The sequence below is a fragment of the Sedimentitalea sp. genome, assembly GCF_039973035.1.
Lineage (GTDB): Bacteria > Pseudomonadota > Alphaproteobacteria > Rhodobacterales > Rhodobacteraceae > Sedimentitalea.
In genome coordinates this window covers 13,004-39,034 of sequence record NZ_JBDWLR010000058.1, presented here as the reverse complement: position 1 = coordinate 39,034, position 26,031 = coordinate 13,004, and the positions used below count along the sequence as shown (strand labels likewise).

Annotated in this window: 23 protein-coding genes and 2 pseudogenes; 20 read left to right on the top strand and 5 right to left on the bottom strand. The window is 56.3% G+C overall.

Annotation, left to right across the window (positions count from 1 at the left end; translation table 11 throughout):
* Positions 1 to 358 precede the first annotated feature (358 nt).
* The 10 genes from ABJO75_RS14385 to acnA all read left to right on the top strand — a co-directional run bounded on the left by ABJO75_RS14385 (position 359) and on the right by acnA (position 11,317).
* Positions 359 to 1,348: a tripartite tricarboxylate transporter substrate-binding protein gene (locus ABJO75_RS14385; protein WP_348132804.1), complete on the top strand. Its 990-nt coding sequence runs from the start codon at positions 359 to 361 to the stop codon at positions 1,346 to 1,348.
* A gap of 66 nt (positions 1,349 to 1,414) precedes the next feature.
* A complete protein-coding gene (locus tag ABJO75_RS14380) occupies positions 1,415 to 1,846 on the top strand; it encodes a tripartite tricarboxylate transporter TctB family protein (protein ID WP_348132801.1) in 432 nt (143 codons plus the stop codon).
* A gap of 12 nt (positions 1,847 to 1,858) precedes the next feature.
* Positions 1,859 to 3,400 carry a tripartite tricarboxylate transporter permease gene (locus tag ABJO75_RS14375; RefSeq protein WP_025043855.1) on the top strand — a complete coding sequence of 514 codons (1,542 nt, stop codon included), beginning with the start codon at positions 1,859 to 1,861 and terminating at the stop codon, positions 3,398 to 3,400.
* A 50-nt stretch (positions 3,401 to 3,450) separates the two neighbouring features.
* Positions 3,451 to 4,536, top strand: coding sequence for an isocitrate/isopropylmalate dehydrogenase family protein (locus ABJO75_RS14370; protein WP_348132797.1), 1,086 nt, complete (start codon positions 3,451 to 3,453; stop codon positions 4,534 to 4,536).
* 84 nt (positions 4,537 to 4,620) lie between these two features.
* Positions 4,621 to 5,286: an aspartate/glutamate racemase family protein gene (locus tag ABJO75_RS14365; RefSeq protein ID WP_348132795.1), complete on the top strand. Its 666-nt coding sequence runs from the start codon at positions 4,621 to 4,623 to the stop codon at positions 5,284 to 5,286.
* A 12-nt stretch (positions 5,287 to 5,298) separates the two neighbouring features.
* Positions 5,299 to 6,576 (top strand): 3-oxo-tetronate kinase, encoded by a 1,278-nt coding sequence (gene otnK / locus ABJO75_RS14360; protein WP_348132792.1) that lies wholly within the window; start codon positions 5,299 to 5,301, stop codon positions 6,574 to 6,576.
* Positions 6,573 to 7,214 carry a 3-oxo-tetronate 4-phosphate decarboxylase gene (gene otnC / locus ABJO75_RS14355; protein ID WP_348132789.1) on the top strand — a complete coding sequence of 214 codons (642 nt, stop codon included), beginning with the start codon at positions 6,573 to 6,575 and terminating at the stop codon, positions 7,212 to 7,214. The genes otnK and otnC overlap by 4 nt, the downstream gene beginning before the upstream one ends.
* Positions 7,215 to 7,218: 4 nt before the next feature.
* Entirely contained in the window at positions 7,219 to 7,692 is a 474-nt protein-coding gene (rraA, locus tag ABJO75_RS14350; protein WP_200867204.1) for a ribonuclease E activity regulator RraA, read from the top strand.
* On the top strand, positions 7,689 to 8,741 hold the full coding sequence (locus tag ABJO75_RS14345) for an AbrB family transcriptional regulator (protein ID WP_348132785.1): 1,053 nt from the start codon (positions 7,689 to 7,691) through the stop codon (positions 8,739 to 8,741). The genes rraA and ABJO75_RS14345 overlap by 4 nt, the downstream gene beginning before the upstream one ends.
* Positions 8,741 to 11,317 (top strand): aconitate hydratase AcnA, encoded by a 2,577-nt coding sequence (acnA, locus tag ABJO75_RS14340; protein ID WP_348132782.1) that lies wholly within the window; start codon positions 8,741 to 8,743, stop codon positions 11,315 to 11,317. The genes ABJO75_RS14345 and acnA overlap by 1 nt, the downstream gene beginning before the upstream one ends.
* A gap of 278 nt (positions 11,318 to 11,595) precedes the next feature.
* Here acnA and ABJO75_RS14335 read toward each other — a convergent pair.
* Together ABJO75_RS14335 and ABJO75_RS14330 are read right to left on the bottom strand one after the other, a co-directional pair.
* Positions 11,596 to 11,842, bottom strand: a pseudogene (locus ABJO75_RS14335) (IS6 family transposase); the annotation flags it as partial.
* A 99-nt stretch (positions 11,843 to 11,941) separates the two neighbouring features.
* Positions 11,942 to 12,715: an IclR family transcriptional regulator gene (locus tag ABJO75_RS14330; protein WP_348132779.1), complete on the bottom strand. Its 774-nt coding sequence runs from the start codon at positions 12,713 to 12,715 to the stop codon at positions 11,942 to 11,944.
* Between the two features lie 123 nt (positions 12,716 to 12,838).
* On the opposite strand from ABJO75_RS14330, the gene ABJO75_RS14325 reads away from it, so the two are divergent.
* The 6 genes from ABJO75_RS14325 (at position 12,839) to ABJO75_RS14300 (ending at position 19,032) form a co-directional block, all read left to right on the top strand.
* Positions 12,839 to 13,852, top strand: coding sequence for a sterol desaturase family protein (locus tag ABJO75_RS14325; protein WP_348132776.1), 1,014 nt, complete (start codon positions 12,839 to 12,841; stop codon positions 13,850 to 13,852).
* 9 nt (positions 13,853 to 13,861) lie between these two features.
* Positions 13,862 to 14,701, top strand: a complete 840-nt coding sequence (locus tag ABJO75_RS14320; RefSeq protein WP_348132773.1) for a 3-methyl-2-oxobutanoate hydroxymethyltransferase — start codon at positions 13,862 to 13,864, stop codon at positions 14,699 to 14,701.
* Positions 14,702 to 14,712: 11 nt separating this feature from the next.
* On the top strand, positions 14,713 to 15,672 hold the full coding sequence (locus ABJO75_RS14315) for a PDR/VanB family oxidoreductase (protein WP_348132770.1): 960 nt from the start codon (positions 14,713 to 14,715) through the stop codon (positions 15,670 to 15,672).
* Between the two features lie 165 nt (positions 15,673 to 15,837).
* Positions 15,838 to 16,845: an ABC transporter substrate-binding protein gene (locus ABJO75_RS14310; RefSeq protein WP_348132768.1), complete on the top strand. Its 1,008-nt coding sequence runs from the start codon at positions 15,838 to 15,840 to the stop codon at positions 16,843 to 16,845.
* A gap of 118 nt (positions 16,846 to 16,963) precedes the next feature.
* A complete protein-coding gene (locus ABJO75_RS14305) occupies positions 16,964 to 17,770 on the top strand; it encodes an ABC transporter ATP-binding protein (protein ID WP_348132765.1) in 807 nt (268 codons plus the stop codon).
* Positions 17,767 to 19,032, top strand: a complete 1,266-nt coding sequence (locus ABJO75_RS14300; protein ID WP_348132762.1) for an ABC transporter permease subunit — start codon at positions 17,767 to 17,769, stop codon at positions 19,030 to 19,032. Before ABJO75_RS14305 ends, ABJO75_RS14300 begins: the two co-directional genes overlap by 4 nt.
* Before the next feature lie 158 nt (positions 19,033 to 19,190).
* Here the strand turns inward: ABJO75_RS14300 and ABJO75_RS14295 are convergent, their stop codons facing one another.
* Together ABJO75_RS14295 and ABJO75_RS14290 are read right to left on the bottom strand one after the other, a co-directional pair.
* Positions 19,191 to 19,799, bottom strand: coding sequence for a dihydroxyacetone kinase subunit L (locus ABJO75_RS14295; protein WP_348132759.1), 609 nt, complete (start codon positions 19,797 to 19,799; stop codon positions 19,191 to 19,193).
* A gap of 1 nt (position 19,800) precedes the next feature.
* Positions 19,801 to 20,796, bottom strand: a complete 996-nt coding sequence (locus tag ABJO75_RS14290; protein WP_348132757.1) for a dihydroxyacetone kinase subunit DhaK — start codon at positions 20,794 to 20,796, stop codon at positions 19,801 to 19,803.
* A gap of 182 nt (positions 20,797 to 20,978) precedes the next feature.
* Here ABJO75_RS14290 and ABJO75_RS14285 point away from each other — a divergent pair, with 182 nt between their 5' ends.
* The 3 genes from ABJO75_RS14285 to ABJO75_RS14275 all read left to right on the top strand — a co-directional run bounded on the left by ABJO75_RS14285 (position 20,979) and on the right by ABJO75_RS14275 (position 23,553).
* Entirely contained in the window at positions 20,979 to 21,743 is a 765-nt protein-coding gene (locus ABJO75_RS14285; protein ID WP_348132755.1) for an IclR family transcriptional regulator, read from the top strand.
* A 128-nt stretch (positions 21,744 to 21,871) separates the two neighbouring features.
* Positions 21,872 to 23,206: an FAD-binding oxidoreductase gene (locus ABJO75_RS14280; RefSeq protein WP_348132752.1), complete on the top strand. Its 1,335-nt coding sequence runs from the start codon at positions 21,872 to 21,874 to the stop codon at positions 23,204 to 23,206.
* Positions 23,203 to 23,553 carry a cupin domain-containing protein gene (locus ABJO75_RS14275; protein WP_348132749.1) on the top strand — a complete coding sequence of 117 codons (351 nt, stop codon included), beginning with the start codon at positions 23,203 to 23,205 and terminating at the stop codon, positions 23,551 to 23,553. Before ABJO75_RS14280 ends, ABJO75_RS14275 begins: the two co-directional genes overlap by 4 nt.
* A gap of 171 nt (positions 23,554 to 23,724) precedes the next feature.
* Here ABJO75_RS14275 and purU read toward each other — a convergent pair.
* Positions 23,725 to 23,894 (bottom strand): annotated as a pseudogene (gene purU / locus ABJO75_RS14270) (formyltetrahydrofolate deformylase); the annotation flags it as partial.
* A gap of 1,084 nt (positions 23,895 to 24,978) precedes the next feature.
* Between purU and ABJO75_RS14265 the strand changes: the two are divergent.
* Positions 24,979 to 26,025 (top strand): substrate-binding domain-containing protein, encoded by a 1,047-nt coding sequence (locus tag ABJO75_RS14265; protein WP_348132746.1) that lies wholly within the window; start codon positions 24,979 to 24,981, stop codon positions 26,023 to 26,025.
* The last annotated feature ends 6 nt before the right edge of the window (positions 26,026 to 26,031 follow it).

The following is a 26,031-nucleotide window of genomic DNA, read 5'->3' as shown; positions in this document are numbered from 1 at the left end:
GTTGGGTGCAGATTGTACCTGAGCCTCAGCATAGGACCAGTTCTTTGGTTTTGTATACGGAAAAAACCGAAATCCTGCGTTGATGGAGAAGACAGGCCGCCTCTCCCATGATGAACGGGGAGATTTTCCAAAGAATTACAGGCGTTCCTGCCAACGGGTAAGACGGCCGAAATGTTTTACATGCGAAATTAGTCAATTCTGTCAGTGTGTTGCAGATCATCGTTGCGCGGTTGAGGTGTTGTTTTGGCTTTTTGGCCGCAAAAGAGCAAAAAGTATTTGGCTTTTTGTGTGTAAATAAGCAATCATGACCCCAGTGCGAGATTCGCACTACGGAGGACAACACATGGGAGGACACAAAATGTTCGCAAAACACACTCGTATTGGCGCCGTCGCTTTGGCAGCGACTTTTTCTGCTGCAACAGCGTCTACAGCACAGGATTTTCAACCGGAAAGCCCGCAGTGCATCGCACCATCCAACCCGGGTGGGGGTTGGGATTTTATCTGCCGCACGACGGCACGCTACCTGTTTGATCTTGGCGTTATCGAAGATTCCATGCAGGTCACAAACATGTCTGGTGGCGGTGGTGGTGTTGCCTTTGCGCATGTCACCAAAGAACGCAACGAAGACAACAACCTGATTGTCGCCGCCTCAATGAGCACCAGCGCCCGTATCGCGCAGGGCATTTATGAGGGTGCGACCCAGGACGACGTTCACTTCCTTGCTACCTTCGGCGCGGAATATGGCGCGATCGCTGTTCGTGCGGACTCCGAGTTCGAGACGTTGACGCAAATGATGGACGCGATCCTCGCAGACCCGCGTTCCGTTGGCATTGCTGGCGGTTCGTCTGTTGGTAGCTATGACCACATCAAGCCGATGCTTGTCGCGCGTGAGGCCGGCTTGGAAGATGTGACAAAGATGAAATACGTCTCGTTCGACGGCGGTGGGGAGGCAATGACGGGGCTGTTGTCGGGTTCTGTCGAGGCGCTTTCGGGTGACTTCTCCGAAATGCTCGGTTTTCTGGAATCTGGTGATATCCGCATCATCGGCATCATGGCACCCGAACGCCTTGAGAACTTTCCCGATATCCAAACGGCACGCGAGCAAGGTTATGACGTAATTGGGGCAAACTGGCGCGGCCTGTACATGCCAGCAGGTGCGTCGGACGAGGCCAAAGAGTTCTGGTCAAATGCGATCCAGACAATGGCGGAAGATCCCGGGTTTCAGGCCACATTGGAAGAGGCTGCAATCGCGCCCTTCAACAATTTTGGCGATGACATGCACAACTTCGTTGCAGGCAGCATTGCCGATATCGAAAAGCTGTCCCGTGAGATCGGCATCATCCAATAAAATTTAATAACCTGGCCCGAACGGCTTTGGCAGTTCGGGCCTATCTCACACCTTGGGGAGGCAAGCATGAGTGATCGCATATTCGGCGGCTTTGGATTGGCCTTGGCCATTTTCTACATCTGGGCCGCATCAATTATCAAAGACAGCTTCATGGTCGATGTGGTGGGGCCACGGGCATTTCCCTATATCGTGGGCACAATCATTGCGCTTTGTTCGCTGTATTTTATCCTGCGCCCCGATGACGAACCCGACTGGCCGCACATGCGAGAGTTCACGGAAATCGTCTTCGCTGCGGCGGTGATGTTCGCCTACTGCTTTGCCTTGCCAGAGCTTGGTTTCGTAATCTCCACGATCTTTGCAACGGCCTACCTGACGTGGCGTTTGGGGACTGCACCGCTTTGGTCGCTTGTCGTTGGCTTGTGCACATCTATTGGCATTTACGTCGTATTTCACCTGATCCTCGGCCTTGCATTGGCCAAAGGTCCACTTGGTTTCTGAGGAGGTCAGCGCATGGATACCTTAGCACTTCTCGCCGATGGCTTTGCCATCGCCCTAACCCCGCAAAATCTGTTTCTGGCTGTCATGGGGTGTTTTCTTGGCACGCTTATGGGCGCGCTTCCAGGGCTTGGCCCCGCCAACGGTGTGGCCATCCTAATCCCGATCGCGTTTTCACTGGGGTTGGGGCCTGTTGCGTCGTTGATCCTATTGGTCAGCGTTTACTACGGCGCGATGTATGGTGGCCGGATCAGCTCGATCCTGCTGAACATACCCGGCGATGAACCAGCCATGATGACCTGTCTGGATGGCTACCCAATGGCCCTGCAAGGCAAGGCGGGGGAGGCGCTCTCCCTGTCCGGTGTTGCATCCTTTGTCGGCGCGTTCTTTGCCACATGCGGGCTGGTCATTCTTGCACCGCAGTTGGTCAAGGTCGCCCTGTTGTTTGGCCCAGCCGAATATTTCGTTCTCTTTACTGTGGCATTTGCGACGCTTGGCGGCATCTCATCGACCAATCAGGCAAAGTCGGCTTTTGCGGCGGCGCTTGGCCTTGGGATTGCAATGATTGGCAGCGACTCGCAAACTGGGTCGCAGCGGTTCACCTTTGATCATATCCATCTGTATGACGGGATCGATTTCCTGATCGCCATCGTGGGTCTGTTTGCCCTTAGCGAGGTGTTCATATTCCTTGAGCATCACCGTGGTGGGGCTGTTGGTTCAGCCAAGGCCACAAAGGTTGGGCGGATCATGCCTGACTTTGCCATGATCAAGCGTTGTATCCCCTCAATGGCGCGGGGCACGGGCATTGGTTTCTTCTCCGGCGTCCTGCCGGGCGCGGGTGCGTCCTTGGGATCATTCCTGGCCTATTCCCTTGAAAAGCAGACTGTTGATCGGGACGGCAAAACCTTTGGTAAAGGCGACCCTCGCGGCGTTGCCGCACCAGAGGCGGGCAACAACGCAGCTTCGGGTGGTGCACTTGTTCCCATGCTTGCCCTTGGCGTGCCTGGATCAGGCACCACAGCCGTTCTGCTTGCCGTATTGTTGCAGTTGAATATCACGCCCGGGCCGCTGCTTTTCCAGAAAAATCCAGATGTTGTCTGGGGGCTTATCGCCTCGCTGTTCATCGCGAACTTTATCCTCTTGGCGATGAACATCCCGCTCGTCGGCATCTTTACCCGCGTGTTGATGGTGCCCACCCGAATCCTGATGCCCATCGTCGCGATGATTTCCTTTGTCGGCATCTACAGCATCACGGGTTCCAGCTTTGATGTGATGTTGATGGTTGGTTTTGGCATCATGGGCTGGGTCTTGCGCAAGCTTGATGTCTCACTCGTTCCGGTGATCCTCGGGATTCTGCTGGGCAACCAAATGGAGGTGAACCTGCGTCGTGCCATGACAATCTCGGATGGCGACTGGTTGATCCTTGTTGGTAGTCCGCTTGCCATCATCCTTTGGGGCGTCGCGATTACCGGTTTCGTCCTGCCTATGCTGATGGGCCGCCGGATGAAAAAGCGCATGGAAGCTGCACGCAATGAAGAAGAATTCGTCGGCGACTAAGCCGGCTTGTAAATGACAACGGCCACAGTGCCGATCTAAGGAGACTAAAGATGCGTATTATGACACTGCCTTGCGATGGTATTGGCCCTGAAATCATGGCAGCGACGCTCGAAGTAGTCGAGGCCGCCAACAAGCGCTTTGATTTGGGCCTGACATTCGAAGAAGAAATCTCGGGGTTTGACAGCCTGAAGAAGCATGGCATCACTCTACAGGAAAGCGTGTTGGATCGCGCACGTACCGAATTTGACGGCGTGATCCTTGGTACTCAATCGCACATGGACTACCCACCCTTGGCTGAAGGGGGGCGGAATGTCTCCGCCGGGTTCCGTATCGGGCTGGACCTTTATGCCAATGTGCGCCCGGCCCGGACCCGCGACTTTATCCCGAACAAGGCTCCGGGCATGGATCTGGTGATCATGCGTGAAGCGACAGAAGGTTTTTATCCTGATCGCAACATGTTCAAGGGCGTGGGTGAAATGATGCCTGACCCTGATATGGCGTTGTCCGTGCGCAAAATCACCCGTCACGGGTCGATGCGGATCTGCCGCGAGGCATTCAAATTGGCGATGCAGCGCAAAAAGAAGGTGGCCGCCATCCACAAGGCTAACTCCTTTTTGATGACGGACGGGTTGTTTTTGGAATGCTTCCGCGAAGTCGCCAAAGACTTCCCCAATGTTGAGACCGAAGAGATTATCGTCGACGCCTATGCCGCGCTCTTGGTGCGCAAACCCGAAGCCTATGATGTGGTTGTCGCGACGAACTTCTATGGCGATATCCTGTCTGATTTGGCGTCAGAGTTGTCCGGGTCACTCGGGCTGGCGGGTTCGATCAATGCCAATGCTGAAACCGGTTTGTGTTGTGCCCAGGCGCAACACGGTTCAGCGCCGGACATCCAAGATAAAAATGTCGCGAACCCGACCTCGTTGATCTTGTCGGCGGCGATGATGCTGAGCTGGCTGGGCGAACAGCGCGGTATTCAGAAACTCATGGACGCCGGTCAAGCCATTTCCGACGCTGTCGACGCGACCATCGACGATCCATCCAACCGGACACGCGACCTTGGCGGTAACGTGAACTGTGACGCGTTTGGCTCTCTTGTGGCGCAACAAGTCGCAGGCGCAACCGTCGCGGCCTAAGGAACCTCCCCGTGGGTTGATGACCCGCACAAACAGGTGGCGCTGCATCATGTAGCGTCACCGCCCATTTTCAAGCTGATCATAATGACACCATCACCAAGAATTGCCCTGATTCATGCCACCCGGGTCGCGATAGAGCCCGTGGAAACAGCAGCAGCATCCCTATGGCCAGAGGCCGAAACCATATCCATTCTGGAAGAGGGGCTTTCAGTTGATCGCTCAAAGGCTGCGGATCTGTCAAAGGAATTGTCGGATCGCATCAAAGCGCTCAGCCAATACGCGCAAGCCGCTCATGCTGACGGGATTTTGTTTACCTGTTCGGCCTTCGGGACGGCGATTGCCCAAGCGAATGCACAAACCGATATACCCGTGATGAACCCCAATGAAGCGATGTTTGATGCAGCGCTTTCGCAGGGAGAGCGGATTGCGATGATCTATACCTTCCCACCAGCCGCAGCCGGTATGGAAGAAGAGTTTCGCGAAACAGCAGCTGCAAGGGGCAGTGCCGCCCAAATCACATCGTATTTTTGCGAAGGCGCGTTGGATGCCAAACGCTCGGGCGAAAATGACCGGCACAATCAATTGATCGCCCAGACTGCGTCCAAGGTAGACGAGGCTGACGTCATTCTATTGGCACAGTTTTCCATGGCCGGAGCCGCAGAGGCGGTTCGTAGTGCGGTCGCAATCCCTGTGCTTACGAGCCCAGAGTCTGCCATCCGCGAAATCCGGCGCCGCATTGAGGCGAAATAGAAAGGACTGACGATGCTGATTGGCGTTATTGCAGACGACTTCACGGGGGCGAGCGACATCGCCAACACCCTTGCCAAAGGCGTTCAGCCCGAAGGCGGTTTGCGCACGGCACAATACCCCGGCGTGCCGTCGGGTCCGGCGGATGCGAGTATCGAGGCCGGAGTTGTCTCGCTCAAAAGCCGCTCAGCGCCTGTGCAAGAGGCTGTGCGTGACAGTCTGGATGCGCTGAACTGGCTTAGGGCCCAGGGCTGCAAACAGATTATCTTCAAATATTGCTCAACGTTTGATTCAACACCTGCGGGCAACATCGGGCCGGTGGCTGATGCATTGGCCGAAGCGCTTGAAGCGACCGGGGTCGTGGTGTGCCCAGCTTTCCCGACCACGGGGCGAACAGTCTATCAAGGACATTTGTTTGTCGGGGACACGCTGCTTAGCGAGTCGGGTATGCAGCACCATCCGCTTACACCGATGACGGACCCGGACTTGCGGCGATTCTTACGCCTTCAGACGAAGGCTGGCGTCGGGCACATCCCGCTTTCGATCATTTCCCAAGGCGTAGAACCAACCCGCGACGCGATCAATGGCGCGACGGATCGCTATGTTGTTGCGGACGCTGTCAGCGACGCAGACCTGTTGACGCTTGGGGCGGCCCTTACTGATGCCAAGCTAATTACCGGAGGATCAGGTCTTGCATTGGGGCTTCCTCGCAACCTGATTGCGGGCAGAAAGCCTGACGCGCGGGCGGCAGATGCGGTCCATTTGAGTGGGCCGGAGGCCATTCTGGCCGGGTCATGTTCTGGCGCAACCCGTGGTCAGGTTGAACTGCACGCGCAGGCGCATCCGACCCTGGCCATTGATGTCCCTGGGGTCATGGAGGGCCTTGTGACGGTCGAAACAATGTTGGCGTTCTATGATGCAAATCAGGGGCGGGCACCTTTGGCCTATTCCTCCGGCTCACCTGATCAGGTCCTCGCGCTCCAGTCGCGGTATGGGCGCGAAGCTGTTGCTGAAAAACTGGATAACCTCTTCGCCGATACCGCTAAGGCGCTGATTACAAAAGGATACCGGCGCATTGTTGTCGCAGGTGGCGAAACGTCCGGTGCGGTAGCCCAAGCGGTCACCGAAGTTCTGGGTGAAGCGGCAATGACGGTCGGGGCAGAGATTGACCCGGGCGTTCCGATCCTGACCTTGGGGGATGGACCATCTGTGGCGTTGGCGCTCAAGTCGGGCAACTTCGGCGCAACGGACTTCTTTGCCAAAGCCCTGCGGATGATGGAGGGACGATCATGACCGAGCAGGAAAAAGAACTTCGCCATCAGATGGTGCGCCTTTGTAAGTCGTTGTTCGACAGAGGGTTTTCTGTAGGCAGTGCAGGCAATGTGTCTGCCAGGTTGCCAGATGGCATACTTATGACGCCAACCAATTCGACGCTTGGATCGCTTGAGGCCGACCGGATTTCTAAAGTTGATAGCTCGGGTAAACATGTGTCTGGGGATCGCCCTTCAAAGGAAGTCTTTCTGCACCAGGCATTCTATGAAACGCGGCCGCAGGCTGGTGCGGTTGTGCATTTGCATTCCACATGGGCGACGGCGCTGTCATGCCTTGCGGACACCGATCCTGATGACTGTATCCCCCCCCTGACACCCTATGTTGTGATGCGTGTGGGGCGCGTGAAACTATTGCCATATGTCAAACCGGGTGACCCCAAAATGGGGGACATGATCCGTGATCTGAACGGTGAGTTTTCGGCAGCCCTGCTTGCCAATCACGGCCCTGTCGTCAGCGGGAAAGATCTGTTTTCAGCCGTTTGTGCGGCAGAAGAATTAGAAGAAACCGCAAAACTACTGATCGCATTGGAAGGCCGTAAAACCCGCCTTTTGACATCCGATCAAGTGACCGAACTTAACGAAACATTCGAAGGATTATAGTCACATGAAAACTGCTGACCTGATTGATGATCACGCCGCCGATTTAACCTTGGTTCATTTGCCGTTCCGCCAATTTGGCACCCGCAGTCATTTCGCGGGGCAGATACAGACGGTCAAATGTTTTGAGGACAACACCGAGGTGCGTGCGCAACTGGAAACTCCGGGCAAGGGTCGTATCCTTGTGATTGACGGGGGCGGTTCTACCCGGATCGCCCTGTTGGGGGATATGCTTGCAGCGCTCGCGATCAAGAACGGTTGGGCGGGGCTGATCCTGAACGCCGCAATTCGCGATAGTGCGGATATTAACACGATGGACACACTGGTTTTTGCCCTTGGTACATCCCCTGTCAAAAGCGCCAAAGAAGGTTGGGGCAAGGTAGGCACAAAGATCAGTTTTGGTGGCGTCGCCTTTGAGCCCGATGACTGGGTTTATGGGGACGCGGACGGGGTGCTTTTCAGTAAAAAGAAACTGGTTTGAAGTCGCATCTTGGTTCATTCGGCGCGATCCTGGCGACCGTTATTCTGGCAGGTGCCGGCGGGTGGCTCGTTTCTCTGACGGGCATACCTTTGGGGTGGATGATCGGCTCTATGATCGTGACCGCCAGTGCATCATTGATGCAGTTGCCGATACGCAAGCCTGTGCTTTTGCTGGATGTAGTCCGTGCTGCCATCGGATTGATGTTGGGCGCGGCCTTCACCCATGAACTGTTTGCGTCGTTAGGCACATGGTGGGTGACCCTACTTTTCCTGATACTGTTGCTGGGGGTTATGTTCGGTGTCGGTTTTTTTGCCCTTCGCCGCGTTGCGCGTTTCGCCCCGGTGACGGCCGCCCTCTGCGCCATGCCGGGTGGTATCGCAGAGATGGTCTTGCTTTCAGAGCGTGAAGGCGCAGACCAAACACAGGTGGCCATTGTCCATGCGCTGCGCATTGCGCTGGCGATTTTGGTGATCCCGCTGCTGATTGGCCTGATCGCCACGGTTGAACCCGCTGCGGGGGCTTCGACCAAGGCTACGGGGCTAAGTTTGACGGACTGGTTTTGGATCGCAATCTGTATCTTTGCGGGTCTTTTGGCGAGGGACAGGGTGCGGCTTCCGGCACCGATTGTGATTGTACCGATGCTGGTCAGCGCGGGGCTGCACCTTGGCGGTTTGACCGCATTCGACGTTCCCCCAACGATCACCATCGTCATTCAGGTATTTATCGGCATCAATGTTGGTGGGCGGTTTGCAGGGGTTTCTGTGAAGAGTCTGATGGCTGCGCTTGGTGCGGCTGTTCTGGTTGTCACATTGCAAATTGGGATCGCAGTTGCCGGGGCGTTGCTGGTCGCGGGCTTGGTGGGGGTGGATCCTGTCGGTCTGGTACTTGCGTATTCGCCCGGAGGGTTGGCGGAAATGTCGATCATCGCGCTAAGCATCGGAGGGGACGTTGCCTTTGTTGGGGTACACCACATTTTTCGGGTCATGCTTGCCTTGATACTGGCCCCTCTTTTGCTGTCATGGATCATCAAAAAGCCTGAGGACGGATAATGAAAAATGTATCAGTCGATGCAGGCGAGGCAAGCCTGCAGGTCATAGATTTGCCCGGAATTCTGGGCAAAGCGCTGGCGCGTTTGCCAATGGTGTTGAGGCTGTTGTGCGAGAACCACGTTAGGAACGGTGGCGCGGTTGAGCCGATGCTGGAAGCGATGCGCAATCCTGGCAACATGGGGTTCGAATTTTCATTTCTGCCCAATCGGTTATTGATGCATGACACGACCTGCACACCGGCGCTGGCCGATATCGCGGCAATGCGAGATGCTGTCGCCGCCGCCGGTGGTGACCCCGCATTATTGAGCCCGACTTTGCCCGTTGATGTATCGGTGGATCATTCGCTTGCAGTAGATCAATATGCGAGCGCAGGCGCCTTCCAGACCAATGCCAAGAACGAGTATATCCGCAATGCCGAGCGCTATGCTTTCATGAAGTGGGCGTCAGAAAGCATGGAGGGGGTGCGGGTGCATCCGCCCGGGACCGGGATCATGCATACAATCAATCTCGAACAGCTTGCCACCGCGTTGGAGGTGGGCAAAGACGGTTTTGTGCATCCCGACATGTTATTGGGAACAGACAGCCACACGCCGATGATCAATGGCATCGGTGTAATGGCATGGGGTGTTGGTGGGCTTGAAGCGGAAAGCGTCATGTTCGGCCAGCCGGTATCGCTTGCGGTTCCGAAAACAGTCGGCGTGCGATTGATTGGGTGCCTGCCCGCCGGAAGCTTCGCAACTGACCTCGCGTTGGAAGTGACGCACAGGCTTCGTGAAATTGGGGTCACTGGCGAATTTGTAGAGTTTTTCGGCCCCGGGGTTGCCAGTCTAAGTGCCGATGCGCGCGCCGTTGTCGCAAACATGGCACCGGAATACGGTGCATCAACTGGGTATTTTCCTGTCGATAAAACAACAATCGACTACCTTGCGCGCACTGGCCGAAGTGCAGCGCTTTGCGCGCGGATCGAGCCCGCGTTCCGCGCCATGGGGCTCTGGTTCGATCCAGATGCCACACCGGCTTTCGACAGGGTGGTAGAGATCGATTTATCGACCATTGCGCCGATCATCGCCGGCCCTCGTCGGCCTCAAGACAGATGCGCGCCCCGCGATGCCCAAGCGCGGATAGAGAATGCAATCGGGCGACCGCTTGGACACATCGACAAGGATGAGAACCGCACCCCCGACGGCGCAGTGGCGATTGCGGCGATCACCAGTTGCACCAATACGTCTGATCCATCGCTTCTTGTCGCCGCTGGAATTCTGGCGCGAAATGCACGGGAGAAGGGACTGACTTCGGCACCGTGGGTAAAAACATCCCTCGCCCCCGGCTCCCCCTCGGCGCGGGCGCTACTGCAGCGGGCAGAACTGGACGGTGATCTGTCAGCGCTTGGGTTTGATATCGTCGGTTTTGGCTGCACCACCTGTATCGGAAACTCCGGCCCGCTACCGGAAGCAATCGAGCTTGCTCTAAATGACGGAAAGGCGGTTGCCGCTGTTCTGTCGGGCAACCGAAACTTCCCCGGCCGGGTGCATCCCAAGCTTGATCTTGGCTTTCTTGCGTCGCCGCCCTTGGTCGTGGCCTATGCCGTGAAGGGTGATTTGAACGGAGATGTTGCGACTGATCCATTGGGGGTTGGAACGGACGGTGAGCACATCTTTTTGGCCGATATCTGGCCCGATGCAGAGGATATAGCAGTGGCTTTGACTAACGCACAAAGCGCAGGTGATGTGCCCCGCGCCTTTGCCGGTGCAAGCCAAAGTGTGGCCTGGAACAAGATAGATGCGCCAAGCCAGAGCCAATTTCCGTGGGACGCGGCATCGCGCTACCTCAGGCCCCCGAAATTCGCGTCAGCAGTGCAACCGACTCGGCTGGGTCATTATCAGGCAAAGCCACTGATGGTGTTGGGCGATGATATCACGACCGATCATATCTCTCCGGCGGGTGCTATCTCTGCCGATAGCGCCGCCGGCCAGTGGCTGGTTTCTCACGGCGCCAAGTGTGATGACTTGAATGTCTACGCTGCCTACCGCGGCAATTGGGAGGTGATGCTCCGAGGTTTGTTTACCAATAGACTGGTGCGCAATCTTCTACAGGATGGGTTGGCTCCTCATGAAACCGTCCTCGAAGACGGGCGCGTTATGCCGGTGTTCAAGGCTGCGGAAGCAATGGTGCAGCGCGGGGACAATGCAGTGCTGCTCGCAGGGGAGCGGTATGGTATGGGATCAAGTCGTGATTGGGCGGCCAAAGGGGTTGCGCTTCTGGGTGTCAGAGCTGTTATCGCACGCAGCTTTGAGCGTATCCACCGTACTAATCTGATCGGTATGGGAATTTTGCCAGTACAAATTACTGACGATTTTGACCCGCAATCTGCTGGCTTGTCAGCGTTAGACACTTTGGAAATTGATGCGTCGATTGCCGGAATAGGTGTCCAGAAAAAGGTACCTGTTCGACGTTATCGACCAAATGGATCTGTGCAGAGTATTTTGTGTCGCGCCGCCGTGGAAACTCGACACGAAGTCGAACTCCTCCGAGTGGGTGGTGTGTTGTCTGGTATCCTGACATCTTGTTTAAGTTGACATATTGTCAGGCATTTTTGGCAAATAACGCAGCCAATTTGCCCAAAAAACCTGCTGCGGTAACCATATCTGGTCAAATGCTCTGCATTATTAGACGAATGACCGGTTTGGTGAAGCCGCGTTGGGGCAACGTGAGGTTGCGCCGATGTCCGTTCAGGGCCGATTGTGTTGTGGATAGTGTGGCGGGGCATCGTCAAGTTGTTGACCCATGCAACAAGCTGCGCAAGGGCGCCCAACATCTGGAAAATATTGACGGTAATGCCGTCAGTGATCTGAAGAATGTGCCAAGCGCTTTTTCACTGACGCCCGGCCTGTTGGACTTGATGCACTCGGCGAAATGGCGGCCAACAGGTTCACCCAGTTCCGGTCCGTTTCCCGGCCTACCATCACGCTACGTTCGGCAAGCAGATCCTCAACGTCCGCCGTGTTGAACCCAAACCGATGATACCTCCAGACCGCATAGGTGACGATCTCGCGAGGAAAACGGTAGCCTTTCAGCCTGGGCATCGTGCAAGGTATTTTCATACCGATCGCCTATTTGAAAGCCGACGGGCAAACAATTTGGCAATCTCCAGAAGACACGTTCATACGCCGCACGACCGAGAGCTGTCATGCGGTTGAGTGTCACCAACTTCCGCGCAACACGGCTCCGCCGCCTATCAATCTTGAAATTTCTTGAGTGACGGTGGTCAGCTTGGCAGCATGCTCTTCGAGGCCACTCATGTCTGTCTCATCAACGGTGTTCCAGAGATTGACAGCGGCGATAACCTCGCCGACGAAATTAAAAATTGGTGCAGCGATACCGAAAACGTATTCGTATTCTTCGCGATTGCAGGTGGCATAACCGCGCCTGCGCACGCCCGCGAGATCATTGCGAAATCCGTCCAATGTTGTGAGGGTTTGCGGAGTTCGGCGCAAAAACTCATAATTTTCGAACTTCGCCTCAAAGAGCGGCGGTGGCATGTGTGCGACAAGCGCTTTCCCTGCTGCGCAGACATGCAAGGGTTCGCGCAATCCCGGTCTGTTGTAGCCACCGAATGACTTGTTTGCATCAAACGCCCTTAGAACAACGGCGAAGTCCCCATCGATAACAGCGATGGAGGTATTGTGGCCAGTGTCTTTCTGAAGCTGCATCATGCCGTCAACTGCAAGCGACTGCAAATCATAGCCTCCGTAGGCCTGTCGCAGGATATCGAATGCACGTTGACCCAGAAGGTAACACTTCATCCGCGAATGACACTGCACCATTTCTTCGTCCATCAGGATCCCGAGGATGCGGTGAACCGTGCTCTTGCTGAGATCGCTTTGCGTGACCAGTTCGCTGAACGTCAGCGGTTGATTGGCCTGACCGATTAGTGACAGCAGGCTCAGCGCCTTTGAAATCATCGAAACTTGCATCGGATTACTTGCCTCTCGCGTATCGCTTGACTCAACGAACGAATTCCCGATAAATAGAACGATAGTTCCGACAGGCGGAACTGTCAATCAAATTCTTCCATCATCAATCCGAAAGGGTTCAACATGGCGCGCATCGAAGCTGGACCGCAAAGTCAACCTAGCGGTCGGTCGCGGGATTGGAACTTTCACCCCAACCTTCCGATTTCCATGTCACCGGTGTTTGACATCCCCCCAAAGCCGGCGGAGGCCCTGCGATGGTTGCTTGGCACATGGTTCAAGCTGGCACCTCCCCTGAGCCATATCGTTTTGGCGGTGATCACGGTGGCCTTCCTGCTCCCGTCCTACAGCGCGATGCAGGAGCTTTCGCCGGGATGGATGGCGCAAATCGCTGCAATCAATTTTGGCTGGACCATTCTTCTGGGAACGGTCCTGCACCTCTATCTCTATGCTTTTGCAGGCCAAAAGATGCGCCTGAAGTTCGACGTCCGCCCGATGGAGAAAAGCTCGCGCTTTCTGTTTGGCGATCAGGTCTGGGACAACGTGTTTTGGACGCTAGCCTCGTCGGTCGTGTTCTGGACCGGCTGGAGCATCCTTTACTTCTATGTCGCGGCCAACGGGTGGGTGCCGACGCTCGACAGCATTGGTGCGTCGCCGATCTGGTTCGTACTGTTCTTTTTCGTCCTGCGGTTCTGGCAATCGTTCCACTTTTACTGGATCCACCGGCTCATACATTTCCCGTGGCTTTTCAAGCGGGTGCATTCTCTGCACCACCGGAATGTAAATGTCGGGCCGTGGTCAGGGTTGGCGATGCATCCGGTCGAAGGCTTTCTCTACTTCTCCGGCTTGCTGATCCATTTCGTGCTGCCCTCGCACCCGATCCACGTGATCTTTCACATGTTTTCACTCAGCCTCGGCGCGCTCTACTCTCATGCCGGATTTGACAAGCTGCTGGTGCGCGGCAAGGCAACAATCAAGGCCGGTTCTTTCCACCACCAACTTCACCACCGGTTTTTCGAGTGCAACTACGGCTCGGAAGAAATGCCACTGGATCGGTGGTTCGGCAGCTTCCACGACGGCACCGATGCCGCAACTAAGCGCATACGTGCTCGTAAAAAACTTATCTTCGCCCGGAAATAGGACCCCGACATGAAACACATCTATACATATGGTGGGCAGTCCGCCCGACGCAATCTGACGGTAGGGTGCCTAGTCGCCAACAAGGCCACAGGTAAGCGTATGACGCAGGTCACAGCCTTTGACGCAGAAGAAGCCGCCGCCGCCGCAGAGCAGCAGATCGACACGTTGACAATTGACTGCGACAAGATCGAGAGCGTCCGCGCAGCCGCACCTCACATCTTTGTCACGGCGGCGCAATATATGCGGCAGTATGTGACCGAAGATAAGGCGCTTGGCGGGGCCATCGACACGATGGCCAAGGGGGCCGATGCAATCTATTCGCCGCGCGGTCTGACCACCATCGAGCGTATCGCGCGAGAAGGGATCAGCGTTCAGGGTCACACAGGTCTGTTCCCCGCGCGCTCCACGCAATTCGGCGGACTTCGGACTGTTGGCAAGACCGCAGACGAGGCCTTGAGCCTGCTAAAGGATTTTCGACGTCTCGAAGAGGCAGGCGCCTATTCGGCAGAGGTCGAATGCGTTGCCGAAGACGCTTTGGTCGAGATCAAGAAGCACACTAATCTGGTACTTGTGACCATCGGCGCAGGGACAGCGGGGGACATCATCCTGTCCTACATGGCCGATCTGTCCGGCGACACCGAATATCCACCGCGCCACGCCCAGGCATTTGGCAATGTTGGTTCCATCCGCAAACAGCTCTCGGCCGAGAGGTCAAGGGCATTGGCCGGGTATCGCACCGCGGTACTGGATGGGACATTCCCGAATGCCGCTAACTCGGTGTCCATGCCCGCGCACGAGCTCGAGACCCTGCGAGAGGGATTGGACAAGCTGCAACCAGTGCATCGCTAAGGATCAATCTCATGACACTGATCAACGTGCAAGTCGCGAAAGTCACCCAGGAAGCCGAGGGTATTCGGTCGTTCCTGTTGGCCAAAAAAGGGCTGTTCAAGCTTCCTCCTTACGCCCCCGGAGCGCACATTGACGTACATTGCGGCGAGGGCATTATCCGGCAATATTCACTGTGCGGCGACGGCAAAGACCGCCGGCATTTTCAGATTGCTGTCCGGCAGGTGCACCCTTCGCGCGGCGGCTCGGATTTGATGCACAGCGCGGTGAAGGAAGGCGACTGGCTGGAAATCGGGAGCCCCCGCAACGACTTTCCACTGGATGAAACTGCAGCGCACACCGTTCTGCTGGCTGGGGGCATTGGCATTACGCCGATCATCGCGATGTCCGACCGGCTGCATGCGTTGGGACGTTCGTTCGTCTTGCATTACGTCACGCGCTCCGTGACCCATACCGCGTTTCGCGACCGGCTTTGCAACAGCGGGTACGGCGACAAGGTGCGGTTTCACGAGGGACTGCCGGCCGCAGAACGGGACGCGGTGATAAGGTCGGCCTTGTCCGACCCAGTTTCGGGTGGTCAGGTGTATATGTGCGGTCCGGGTCCATTCATGGACGCCGCTGAGTCCGTCGCATTGGAGTACTGGCCTGCGGATGCGGTCAATCTTGAGCGGTTCGCCGCGAATGCCGCATTTTCTGGTGCTCCGACGCATGCTTTTCAGATGCGCCTGTCCCGGACCGGTCTGACCTTGGATGTTGCAGCGGATGAAACGATCCTCAGCGTTCTGGACGCCAATGGTATTTCGGCCGCCTTCTCCTGCGAGCAGGGGGTCTGCGGCACCTGCGTGACCGATGTTATCGAGGGCGATCCCGATCACCGCGACAGTTTTCTTTCGCCGAAGCAGCGCTGCGCGGGCAAGCAGATGTGCCTCTGCGTCTCGCGCGCGAAGGGGCTTGAGATTGTCCTCGATCTATGAGGGCCCGAGTATGATTTTAAGCTTCTGATGGGTCGTCAAAATCGCACCCCGAAGGGGTTCAACAAAAAAGATTGACGTAACGGGCGATGCTGGATTAGTTTTGTTTTACGAAATCATAGTTTCACAAAACAAAAGTGTTCGTGCAAACCAACAGAGGAGAAACCAATGAACAAAAAACATGCAACCGGCGTACTTTCAGGACTCGCAATCGCTGTGGCGGCAAACTCGGTCGCGGCAGAAGGGAATATGGACGAGATTACAATCGCCTATTTTACGACTTGGCCGATTCCCGTGATGGCATACAAGGATACCGGGGAGCTGGACGAAGCGCTTGGTGTCAAAGTCAATTGGGTCGCCTTTGAGACCGGCACGGCCATGAGTGCGGCTATGGCCTCGGGCGATGTGCAACTGGCCCTCAGCCAAGGTGTGCCGCCGTTCGTTGTTGCGGTGTCCGGCGGTCAGGATCTCCAGCTGGTGGACGTGGCGGTAAGCTATTCGGACAGTGACAACTGCGTGGTGTCCACCAATCTTGAAATCGATAAAACAAACACTGAATTGCTGGCTGGCAAGAAAGTTGCGGTTCCTCTCGGCACGGCTGCGCACTACGGGTTTCTTCGCCAGATGGACCATTTTGGTATTGCGCTGGACAGCCTGTCGATCGTCGACATGGATCCGCCGACCGGTGCCGCCGCATTGGGCCAGGGCGCCGTTGACATGGCCTGCGGCTATGGCGGTGGTCTCACGTCAATGAAAGAGTACGGCAACGTACTTTTGACAGGTGCGGAAAAAGAAGAGCTTGGCATCCTCGTGTTCGATGCGACCACCGGCCCGGCGGACTTTATCGCCGAAAACGGTGACCTGGTCGCAAAGTTTCTGGCGAAAAAAGACGAAGCGACTCGGATCTACAATGCCGGCGAAGCCAGCGACGAGATGCTGCAGGCGATGGCCAAATCATCCGGTATGGATTTCGACGCCGCGATGGCCGCGCTGGAGGCCATGAGCTTCCCTGACGCAGACGCGCAGCTTTCCGAGGTTTGGCTGGGTGGTGCCGTTGCCCCCTTCATGAAGGGCGTCGCAGATGTATTTGTCGAAGCCGGTTCGATTGACGGCGCGTTGGACAATTATGAGCCTGCCGTGAACGCTGGCCCGCTGAAAGCCGCTTCCGAAATGTGATCTCGCGTGTTCAGTGCGATAACGTCGCGCTGAACACGTCTCAAACTGGCAGGACGTCCTGCAGCGCACTAAATCTGTACATTAATATTAGGGGGCCGGATGGCCTGAAGGAGGACCGATGAACGGACTTCAGCTCCAAGACGTTTCTATGCGTTTTGATTTGCCAAACGGGTCACACGTACAAGCCCTGAAAAACGTTTCTTTTGATCTGAAAGCTGGCGAATTGCTGAGCGTTCTAGGTCCTTCAGGATGCGGCAAGACCACCTTGCTCAACATCGTTGCCGGGTTTCTTGCGCCGACCAGCGGAAAAATTGTTCTGAACGGTCATACCATATCTGGACCCGATGCAGAACGCGGGATGGTGTTCCAGAAGGGCGCCCTGTTCGAATGGATGTCCGTGCGCGAAAATGTTGCCTTCGGTCCGCGCATGAAGGGGGCACCGAAAGCAGAGACCGCCGAAACGGTCGATCACCTGCTGGATGTTGTCGGACTTGGCGATTTCAAGGAAAAAGCAATCTACGAACTGTCCGGCGGCATGCAGCAGCGCGTCGCGCTGGCGCGTTGTCTGGCGAATGATCCCGACGTCATCTTGATGGACGAACCGCTTGGGGCTTTGGACGCCTTGACCCGCGAAAAAATGCAGGCCCTCGTCCTGAAGCTGTGGAAAGAGACCGGCAAGACGATCATCCTGATCACCCATTCGGTCGAAGAAGCACTGCTCTTGGGCGAGCGCCTGATCGTGATGGCCCCGCGTCCGGGGCGCATTCACAAAGAGTATCGTTTGCCTTTCGCCGAAATCGGCGTTGATGCCGACTTGCGCGAGGTCAAGCGGCATCCGGACTTTGCGCCCAAGCGCGATGAAATTCTCAATATGATCTGGGACATGGAAGAAGAAATCATGGGTCGGACGGAGGAGGCGGCATGATTCCCTTTATCATTTACCTGATTATCATCTCGGCGACCTTCTTTGCGATATCCATATATCGCAAGCGCGCCGCAGCCAACGATTTCACCTCGCTCAAGACGGTGACGTTCGGCGATGAAACGGCCGTCCGTCCCGATCGGGTCGCGGGAGTTGTGTCGGTTCTAAGCATATTTCTGCTCTGGGGCATCTTCACCGGCTCAAGCCTGCTGCCGTCATTCCTGCACGCCCCGGCGCCGTTCAAGGGCACCACATCATTCACCTATACAGCCGAAGCAGATGGCATGACCGACGACGCCACAGTCTCCATCCTCGTGCATGAGCGGGAAGAGAAGCCGGAGGCGGTCGAAGTCGCGCCGGGAGACGGATTCGCGAAGGATGACTCGGTCACCGTCGCTCAGTGGCGCACGGTCCTTGTCCGCGTTGACCGCAACGATGACATCAGTAAATCCGATGGGGCAAAAGTCGTTGCCATCAACGGTCAACCGGTCAAAGCTGGCGACGAAGTCAACGTGGACAACGGAACCGTAACGATTTCGAGTCAGGGCACGCCCAATTTTGAACCTTATCGCGGTTGGCAGATGGAGCCGCTCTATCTGCCGTCTCCCGAACAGGTCTGGGCCCGGAGCCTGAAGATTGCCGACGAAGGCTTTCGCAGTTTCACGCTCTGGGAACACCTCGGTTATTCCCTGTTCCGGGTCGTGGTGGGCTTCCTTCTTGGAGCTGTGGTCGGGATCCCGCTCGGCTATGCCATGGGGCTGAGTAACTTCTTTCGCGGCTGGTTCGATCCTATCGTCGAATTCATGCGGCCTGTTCCGCCACTGGCGCTTATCCCTCTTGTGATCATCTGGGCCGGCATCGGTGAATCCGGCAAGATCATCCTACTGTTTCTGGCATCGCTTTGGATCATGGCGATCGCGGCGCGCGCCGGGGCCAGCGGGGTCAATATCTCAAAGGTGCATGCAGCGTATTCCCTCGGTGCCTCCAAATGGCAGGTCATGCGTCATGTGATAACACCCAATTCGCTGCCGGAAATCTTTACCGGAGCGCGGGTGGCAATGGGGGTGTGCTGGGGCACGGTCGTTGCGGCAGAACTGGTAGCGGCAGAGCAAGGCGCGGGCATGATGATCATGACCGCTTCGAAGTTTCAGAACACGGATACTGTGATCATGGGGATCATCCTGATCGGCGTGATCGGCTTTGGCATCGATGTTCTGATGCGGATCGCTGAGCGTATCCTGGTGCCTTGGAAAGGCAAGAGCTGACGCCAACAGCACAAAATTCAAAGGAAGGGGTCGGATCGATGATGCGGCCCCTTTTTGTGTGTAATCCAATACGCAAACCGTCTGAAATCCCTAAAAAAAGTGGGCCACTTGTTTCAAGTGGCCCCAGTTCAGGGAAAGAACTCGCGGGATGGCGATCGTTAGTCCGCCAGACAGTCCAGCATGCGTTTCAGGGCCATCATGCCGGGATCATCAAGCCCGACAGATTTCTCGGAGTACACGCGGGCGCGCCCGATCTTGTTTGGTTTGTCACGGAATGCGCTGATTGTCTCATCCGTGGCGGCCCGCGCCGCATCCAGCATACCCAGTCTGCTGCCTGACGATGCACGGGTCGCCTTTATGACGGCATGCAAGACATCCAGCATGGTTTTATCTCCGAGGTTTGCGCCGCCACGGGAAATCATGGCGTCCTGTGCAGTTTGCAAAAGGTCGGGAAGCGTTTCGATTGCGACAGTTTCCTGTCCCTTGGTCGCCTTGCCGGCGGCCATCAACGCGGTTGCCATCAATGTACCGAAACTGGACCCAGACACCGCCGTAATCGCCTTGGCCGCGCTATACAGCGCCATGCCGAAATCGACGGGCAGATCGTCACGGACTTTGGCCAGATTATTGAACCCATTGATCAGCGTCACGCCCAAGTCTCCGTCGCCAAGGCGACCATCCAGTTCGTTCATCTCTTTGCCGATCGGGTCGATCTTGGTCTGGATCTTGTCGATTGCGCTGCGAAGGTCTTCGGTTGAATAGCTCATGTCATACCTTCCAGAACGGGTTGGACGCGGGTGCCTTTAGTAGCGTTTCAAGATCGTCATCCAGATGCAGGAGAGTTATCGACGCGCCAGCCATCTCCATCGAGGTCGCGTAGTTGCCAATCAGATGGAACGCGATCTGCGCCTCAAGGTCGTCAAGACGTGCCTTGATCCGGCGAAACACCAGGTAAAGCTCTTCAATCGGGGTCGCGCCGAGACCGTTGACCAACACGGCAATACGGGCACCGGCAGCAATCGGTTTGTCTGCAACGAGCATATCCATCATTTCGTCAACGATGGCGTCAACGGGGCGAAGTTTCCCACGCCGCACGCCGGGCTCGCCGTGAATACCCATACCGATTTCCATTTCGTCATCGGCGATGTCGAAGGTGGGCTTGCCCGCCTGCGGAACGGTACAGGACGAAAGGGCGACACCGACCGAGCGCACGTTGTCCGCCGCCTTCTGGGCCAGTGTCGTGACCTCGGCCAGCGATTTACCTGCGGCGGCGGCTGCCCCCGCGATTTTGGTCACAAAGACAAACCCGGCGACACCGCGCCGTTTTTCCGCCTCGTCCGGGCCGGCCGCTGCGACATCGTCCGAGACGATGACCTTGGTGGACTGTATGTCTTCCATCTCGGCCATTTCGCCAGCCATGTCGAAGTTCATCCGATCGCCGCCGTAATTGCCAACGATGCAAATCACGCCAGCACCGGTATTCGCGAACTGGATGGACTCCAGCATCGGGTTCATGTCCGGCGACGCAAATACATCGCCCACGGCGCAAGCGTCCAGAAGCCCATTGCCAACATATCCCGCGAAGACAGGGATATGTCCGAAGCCACCACCTGATACGACGCCGACCTTGCCCTTGGTCAGTTCGGGTCGGCGCAGCATCCGCCCAGCCGCACCATCGACTACGAAATGGTCAGGGTGGGCCTGGGCCATCGCCGACAAGACCTCATCGACATAGTTTTCCGGTCTGTTAATGAGTTTCTTCAATGGCGTAACCTTTCAGGAAGACTGTACTGCAGGAACAAGAACTTCAGGCAAGTCTCACAATGCAGAATTGTAGTTTCTTATTGTGAAATACTCTCACTGAGCTAGTCTGTCAACAATGGCGCGCGTGGTCCCTGCTGGCTTGCGCGGGCGCGCATCCCGTAACGTATCAAATGAGTGGAACCATGGTCCGAGAAGTACAAAGTTCGATCGTCGAAAAAAGTGTCACCGTCATTGACCTTCTGGCGCAAACGCGCGGACGGTTGTCGCAGACCGAAATCGCCAACAAGACGGGTTTCAACAAGAGTTCGACCCATCGCATACTGTCCATCCTGATGGGGCAGGGGCTGGTGCATTTCGACGAGCGGGACCGGAGTTATTCCACCGGGCCCAGGCTTGTCAGTTGGGCGCAGGCGGCCTGGTCGAAGATGGATCTGAGCTTGATCGACGATCAGGACCTTCTGGAACTGAGCGAGTCGACAGGATTGAACGTGGCGGTCGGTGTCCGTAGCGGCAACACAATCACTTTTACACGCACGCGAATTCCGCATCCCTATCGGCTGGCGGTCAAGACGGGTGGGCAATCAGAGCTGCACAACACCGCTGCGGGCAAGTTGTTTCTGGCGTATATGACGGACGAAGAACTCGCTGCCTATTTCGCCGAAGCGGAGCTGGAAAAGTTCACGGAGACAACCCTGACCACAGAGAAAGCGCTTCGCGCGGATATTGCGCGCTCCCTTGAACGCGGCTTTGCCATCTCTGACCGGGAAGAATTCTATCAGGTCTCCGGCATCGCGGCCCCAATCCTTGACTACGATCGCCGGATGCTTGCTGCTCTCAGTCTATGGGTTCCGCTGCGCAATGCCTCTTTTGAGCAGCTTCTGGAAAGTGCGCCCATGCTTTTGGCCAAGGCAGAGCAGATTTCGGCGCGGTTCGGCCAGATGTCCTGAGGCGAGCAAGTTCGCAAAGCACTTGGCACGCCTCAACCACTTGTGTAATATAAAACTAGATTGTTGCAATGCGGAACTATCCATCCTGATAGCTTACGGGTCCGCCGCACGTGATGAGGACAAACACAATGGTTGCGTCAACAAACGAGGATACGATTCTCTGGTCTCTGACCGCGCCGCCCGCCCCTGCGGTCGAAATCATGACGCAGGATATTGCATGCGATGTCGTCGTCGTCGGCGCCGGTTTGACGGGTTTGCGCACCGCAGTTGCCCTGGCCGAAACAGGGACGTCGGTTGCCGTCATAGATGCTCAACAGATTGGCTACGGCAGTTCCGGGCGAAGCGGCGGGCAATGCAACCCGATCTGGCGCGCCACACCCCATGAACTTGCTGCGGAATTCGGTTATTCTCAAGCCGAACGTCTGATCGAGGCAACGCTGACCTCGGCCGACGATCTGTTCGACGACATCCGCCGCCTTGGTATCGATTGTGGCGCCGAGCAGAACGGCTGGTTTCAGGCGGCGCATACCCGCAAGCAAGCCGCGTCGTTGAAAGGTCTGGCGTCAGCATGGCGCAAGGTTGGTGCCAAGATCGAAGACTGCGATTCACCGGGCACCCATGCCGGGATCGGCTCGACCGCATATGAGTTTTCACTTCGCCATGCCAAAGGCGGATTTGTGCAGCCGTTGGCTCTGACCCGCGGCTATTCCCGCGCGGCGATGGAAAAGGGCGCGCGTCTCTTCGAGGAGGCACCCGCGACCAAAATGGAACGCAAGGATGGAAAGTGGCGCGTGTCCACGCCAGGAGGCACTCTGGTGGCAGAGCAGGTCGTTCTGGCCACCAACGCCTATACAGACGCACTTTGGCCGGGTTTGCAGAAAACAATTCTGCCTATGATCAGTATTTCTCTGGCCACTCAACCTCTCGACGCTGCGCAGCAGGCCAGCGTTTTGCCCGGCCGCGTCACGATGTCCGATTCCCGGCTTGCAATCTATTACGCGCGCTATGATGCAGACAACCGGCTGATTTTTGGCTGCGTCGGCAGCACGGAATCTGTGAAGACTTTCGGCGGTCCAGGTCGCTTGCGCAAAGGTCTGCGCCGGGTGTTTCCGCAAATTGCAGATATTGGTATCGAATGCTCTTGGGCCGGCCGCATCGGTGTGACGCCGACAATGAAGCCGCATTTGCACGAGCCGGCCAAGGGGGTCCTCGCAGGGCTTGGTTTCAGCGGACGCGGTATTGCCATGACATCGGTGATGGGGCGCGCAATGGCGCGCAAGGTTCTTGGCGCATCGAATTCCGATTTGCCGTTCCCCGTCACCGCCATCAAACCGATGGCCCTGCACGGCGTATCAAAGGCTTTCGTACCGCTTATGGCCCCCTCGATGTCAACGCTGGACCAGGCTTCTGTGGTGCTTGACCGTGGACTGGATCGAACTTCAAAGGAGAAACCCTGCACATGAAATTCGTGAACTTTGCCGAGCAAGATGTCGATCCCATCGACAAGGAATTCGCCGAAGATATCGTAGAAGGCGATCCGAAACAGAAGGTCTGGAGCCATTTTGTCGGTGCCGATGGCCGTTTCAAATCCGGCATGTGGGACAGTACTGCTGGAACTTTCCGCGGGCCGATGAACGACCAGATCGAATTCTGTCACATCCTGGAAGGCGAAGCCCGCATCGAAACATCCGATGGGGTGACAAGGACCGTCCGGGCCGGCGATGCCTTTGTCATGGACAACGGGCTGCAACCGGTCTGGTATGTCGATAACTATGTCCGCAAACACTATGTGATCGTCGCTCTGGATTGACTGCGCCACAGCCTTGTGGCCAAGGCACTGCCGTTTTCACAGCCGGTTGCCCTCGTGGTTCCGGCAAGACCCACACCTCATCAGCTAAAACCTCCGAACGGCCACTGGCGCGCTGATCGCAGGATCACCTGACTTCCGTCCGGCGACGCTGCGATCCTGAGTCTGGGTGGATTACCCCATGCGTTCGCTGGAGTAAATTCCCGGGGGATGCCGGGAGACGACGGTCTTGTCGCCGTTGAGGAAAACTTGATGGTGGCGTGGACGGCCCGGGCGAGGGCATTGCTTTCCAAATCGCGGCCCAGCGAGACGTAATCTGAGGCACTCTGGGCATGGGTGATGCGCGCGCCGCGCTTGCCTGAGGGCATGGCACACTATCCAGACGCCGCATCCTGGTCGAACCAGACCATTACGTCCCCACGCTGGCAGAACGCCTCGTTGTATTCGGCCCTGTTCGTCACACGGTACTTTGCCTTCGCAAACTTATGCCGCCGCTACGCATTGAATTTGAAAGGCATCCCAGCATCCCGCAGTCAATTCGAATGATCGGCTACGCATCGGCTACGATTTGTGGAACACGCTCGTCCAAGACAGTGTTATTCAGTTTGCGACAAATCCGGTTATCTACTTTCAGGCTTTCATGCGGCGAAGAGTGGTTCGGGCAATTGTCGAGCCGTTGACCGCCGAGGCTATCTGTAACCATTCGAAAGCGGAACGACCGCCGTTTTCGCCCCTTCGGCCAAACACTCAAATTCGGACTTGGACAGTTGATCCCTTGCTAAATGCTGCATCTACTTTCGTGAGGGTATTGCTGGACTGCGTCGCGGCTAAGTCGATTCCTTAGAACTTCAGGCACTGGTGGTGATGCGGAAACGGCGCAGATCGCCGACTTTTGCCAGGATGGTCATAGTACGATCCTCATATCGGCCACGTCATACACGTTGATCACAAGTATCTGAATAACTGGATTGAAGGCGATCACACCGCTTTGAAGCGATTGCAGGGCAACCGTCAGAGTTTCAGAACAGCCCGATTGACCAAAGCGACGCTACAGGGAGTAGAGACGGTGCAAACAGATAACAACGGCACCGGGCGCCATAGAACGCAAGGCGTATGAGGGGAGGTCGCCTTCGTCAGAAGTTTATTCGTCGTCGCCAGCAAACCGCACGATGCCTACGATTTCGACCAACAGACCCAGCTTGAATCATGCTTGCCCCGCGAGGTGACCCCGTTTGTCAACACGGCCCAAGTTCGAATGGTTCACAAAAGAATATGTTTGCTCTTCGAAACGAAAGGTGCTTATAAGCAAAACATCAGATGTTTATTAACAACGGGTGAATGGTGATCCGGACGCTGTTCTTTGGCCCGATCCAGCGGGCATTGTAATCTGCCGTTGGCGGGCAGCATCTGAGAAAAGGGAGTTGAGCAATGAAGAGAACACTATCTATACTAGCTGGCGCGGCCTTGGCCGCGATATGTTTTACGGCTGCGACGGCACAAGACCGCGCTGCACTCTACGAAGGGTTCGGAGAAATACCGGTGCCAAGCAAAGAGTACCGCATCGGGGTGATCCTCAAGACATTCAACAATGACTACTTTGTAGATCTGCGGAATGGATTTCAGGATGCCGCGGACAAATACGGCGTCAAAGTCGAGTTCTTTGCAGCTCCGGGCGAGACCGACCTTCTTGTCCAGAAGCGTTTGATGGAAGACATGCTGGTGCGCCAGTTCGACTTGATCGCGGTGAACCCGTCCTCCACCTCAAACCTGCTCGAGCCTGCGGCGCGGGCAACAGAAATGGGCATTCCGCTGATCAACGTGAATGACGCCTATATTTCTGAGGAAGACAAGGAAAAGCACAACATCGAGATCCTGTCGTTCATCTCGACCGATTGGGCCGAACAGATGCGCAACCATGTGCGCTACTGTGCGGAAAAGCTGGGCCCGGAAGGTGGCAAGATCGCACATATCATGGGCTTCCCCGGTTCGACTGCAGCGACCCTGCGCCTTGCCGGGTATGAGGAAGAGTTGAAAAAGCACCCACAACTGGAAAGTGTTGCTGTGCTGCCTGCCGACTGGGATCGCAAAAAGGCGATGGACGTGGCTGCCGACATGATCCAGGCCAATCCGGATATCGACTGTCTTTCGGCGTCGAACGACAATATGGCCCTTGGCGCGATTCAGGCGCTCAAGAATGCCGATCGGCTGGGCGATATGATCGTTATGGGCTGCGATGGCATTCCGGACGCGGTCAAGGCGATTCAGAACGGCGAACTGACTTCGACAGTTGCATTTTTCCAGTATGAGAATGGCTATAACACGATCGAGGCTGCCATTCTCGCACTTGAGGGGCAGGCAGACAGAATCCCAGCCACGATTTACGCACCCCAGGAGATTTGGGATGCGTCCAACATCGATGAAAAGGTTGCTCAGTACGGCCGCTATTATTCCGGCATGGCGCGCTTGAATAACTGATCTGCA

What these genes read in the sequence shown, in the direction of transcription:
- ABJO75_RS14310 (WP_348132768.1), top strand. Translation starts at nt 15,838, where the DNA reads ATGAACAAAAAACATGCAACCGGCGTACTTTCAGGACTCGCAATCGCT.
- ABJO75_RS14275 (WP_348132749.1), top strand. Translation starts at nt 23,203, where the DNA reads ATGAAATTCGTGAACTTTGCCGAGCAAGATGTCGATCCCATCGACAAG.
- ABJO75_RS14280 (WP_348132752.1), top strand. Translation starts at nt 21,872, where the DNA reads ATGGTTGCGTCAACAAACGAGGATACGATTCTCTGGTCTCTGACCGCG.
- ABJO75_RS14380 (WP_348132801.1), top strand. Translation starts at nt 1,415, where the DNA reads ATGAGTGATCGCATATTCGGCGGCTTTGGATTGGCCTTGGCCATTTTC.
- ABJO75_RS14285 (WP_348132755.1), top strand. Translation starts at nt 20,979, where the DNA reads ATGGTCCGAGAAGTACAAAGTTCGATCGTCGAAAAAAGTGTCACCGTC.
- ABJO75_RS14385 (WP_348132804.1), top strand. Translation starts at nt 359, where the DNA reads ATGTTCGCAAAACACACTCGTATTGGCGCCGTCGCTTTGGCAGCGACT.
- ABJO75_RS14325 (WP_348132776.1), top strand. Translation starts at nt 12,839, where the DNA reads ATGGCGCGCATCGAAGCTGGACCGCAAAGTCAACCTAGCGGTCGGTCG.
- ABJO75_RS14305 (WP_348132765.1), top strand. Translation starts at nt 16,964, where the DNA reads ATGAACGGACTTCAGCTCCAAGACGTTTCTATGCGTTTTGATTTGCCA.
- ABJO75_RS14300 (WP_348132762.1), top strand. Translation starts at nt 17,767, where the DNA reads ATGATTCCCTTTATCATTTACCTGATTATCATCTCGGCGACCTTCTTT.
- ABJO75_RS14370 (WP_348132797.1), top strand. Translation starts at nt 3,451, where the DNA reads ATGCGTATTATGACACTGCCTTGCGATGGTATTGGCCCTGAAATCATG.
- otnC (WP_348132789.1), top strand. Translation starts at nt 6,573, where the DNA reads ATGACCGAGCAGGAAAAAGAACTTCGCCATCAGATGGTGCGCCTTTGT.
- ABJO75_RS14315 (WP_348132770.1), top strand. Translation starts at nt 14,713, where the DNA reads ATGACACTGATCAACGTGCAAGTCGCGAAAGTCACCCAGGAAGCCGAG.
- ABJO75_RS14295 (WP_348132759.1), bottom strand. Translation starts at nt 19,799, where the DNA reads ATGAGCTATTCAACCGAAGACCTTCGCAGCGCAATCGACAAGATCCAG.
- ABJO75_RS14375 (WP_025043855.1), top strand. Translation starts at nt 1,859, where the DNA reads ATGGATACCTTAGCACTTCTCGCCGATGGCTTTGCCATCGCCCTAACC.
- ABJO75_RS14320 (WP_348132773.1), top strand. Translation starts at nt 13,862, where the DNA reads ATGAAACACATCTATACATATGGTGGGCAGTCCGCCCGACGCAATCTG.
- otnK (WP_348132792.1), top strand. Translation starts at nt 5,299, where the DNA reads ATGCTGATTGGCGTTATTGCAGACGACTTCACGGGGGCGAGCGACATC.
- ABJO75_RS14365 (WP_348132795.1), top strand. Translation starts at nt 4,621, where the DNA reads ATGACACCATCACCAAGAATTGCCCTGATTCATGCCACCCGGGTCGCG.
- rraA (WP_200867204.1), top strand. Translation starts at nt 7,219, where the DNA reads ATGAAAACTGCTGACCTGATTGATGATCACGCCGCCGATTTAACCTTG.
- ABJO75_RS14265 (WP_348132746.1), top strand. Translation starts at nt 24,979, where the DNA reads ATGAAGAGAACACTATCTATACTAGCTGGCGCGGCCTTGGCCGCGATA.
- acnA (WP_348132782.1), top strand. Translation starts at nt 8,741, where the DNA reads ATGAAAAATGTATCAGTCGATGCAGGCGAGGCAAGCCTGCAGGTCATA.
- ABJO75_RS14330 (WP_348132779.1), bottom strand. Translation starts at nt 12,715, where the DNA reads ATGCAAGTTTCGATGATTTCAAAGGCGCTGAGCCTGCTGTCACTAATC.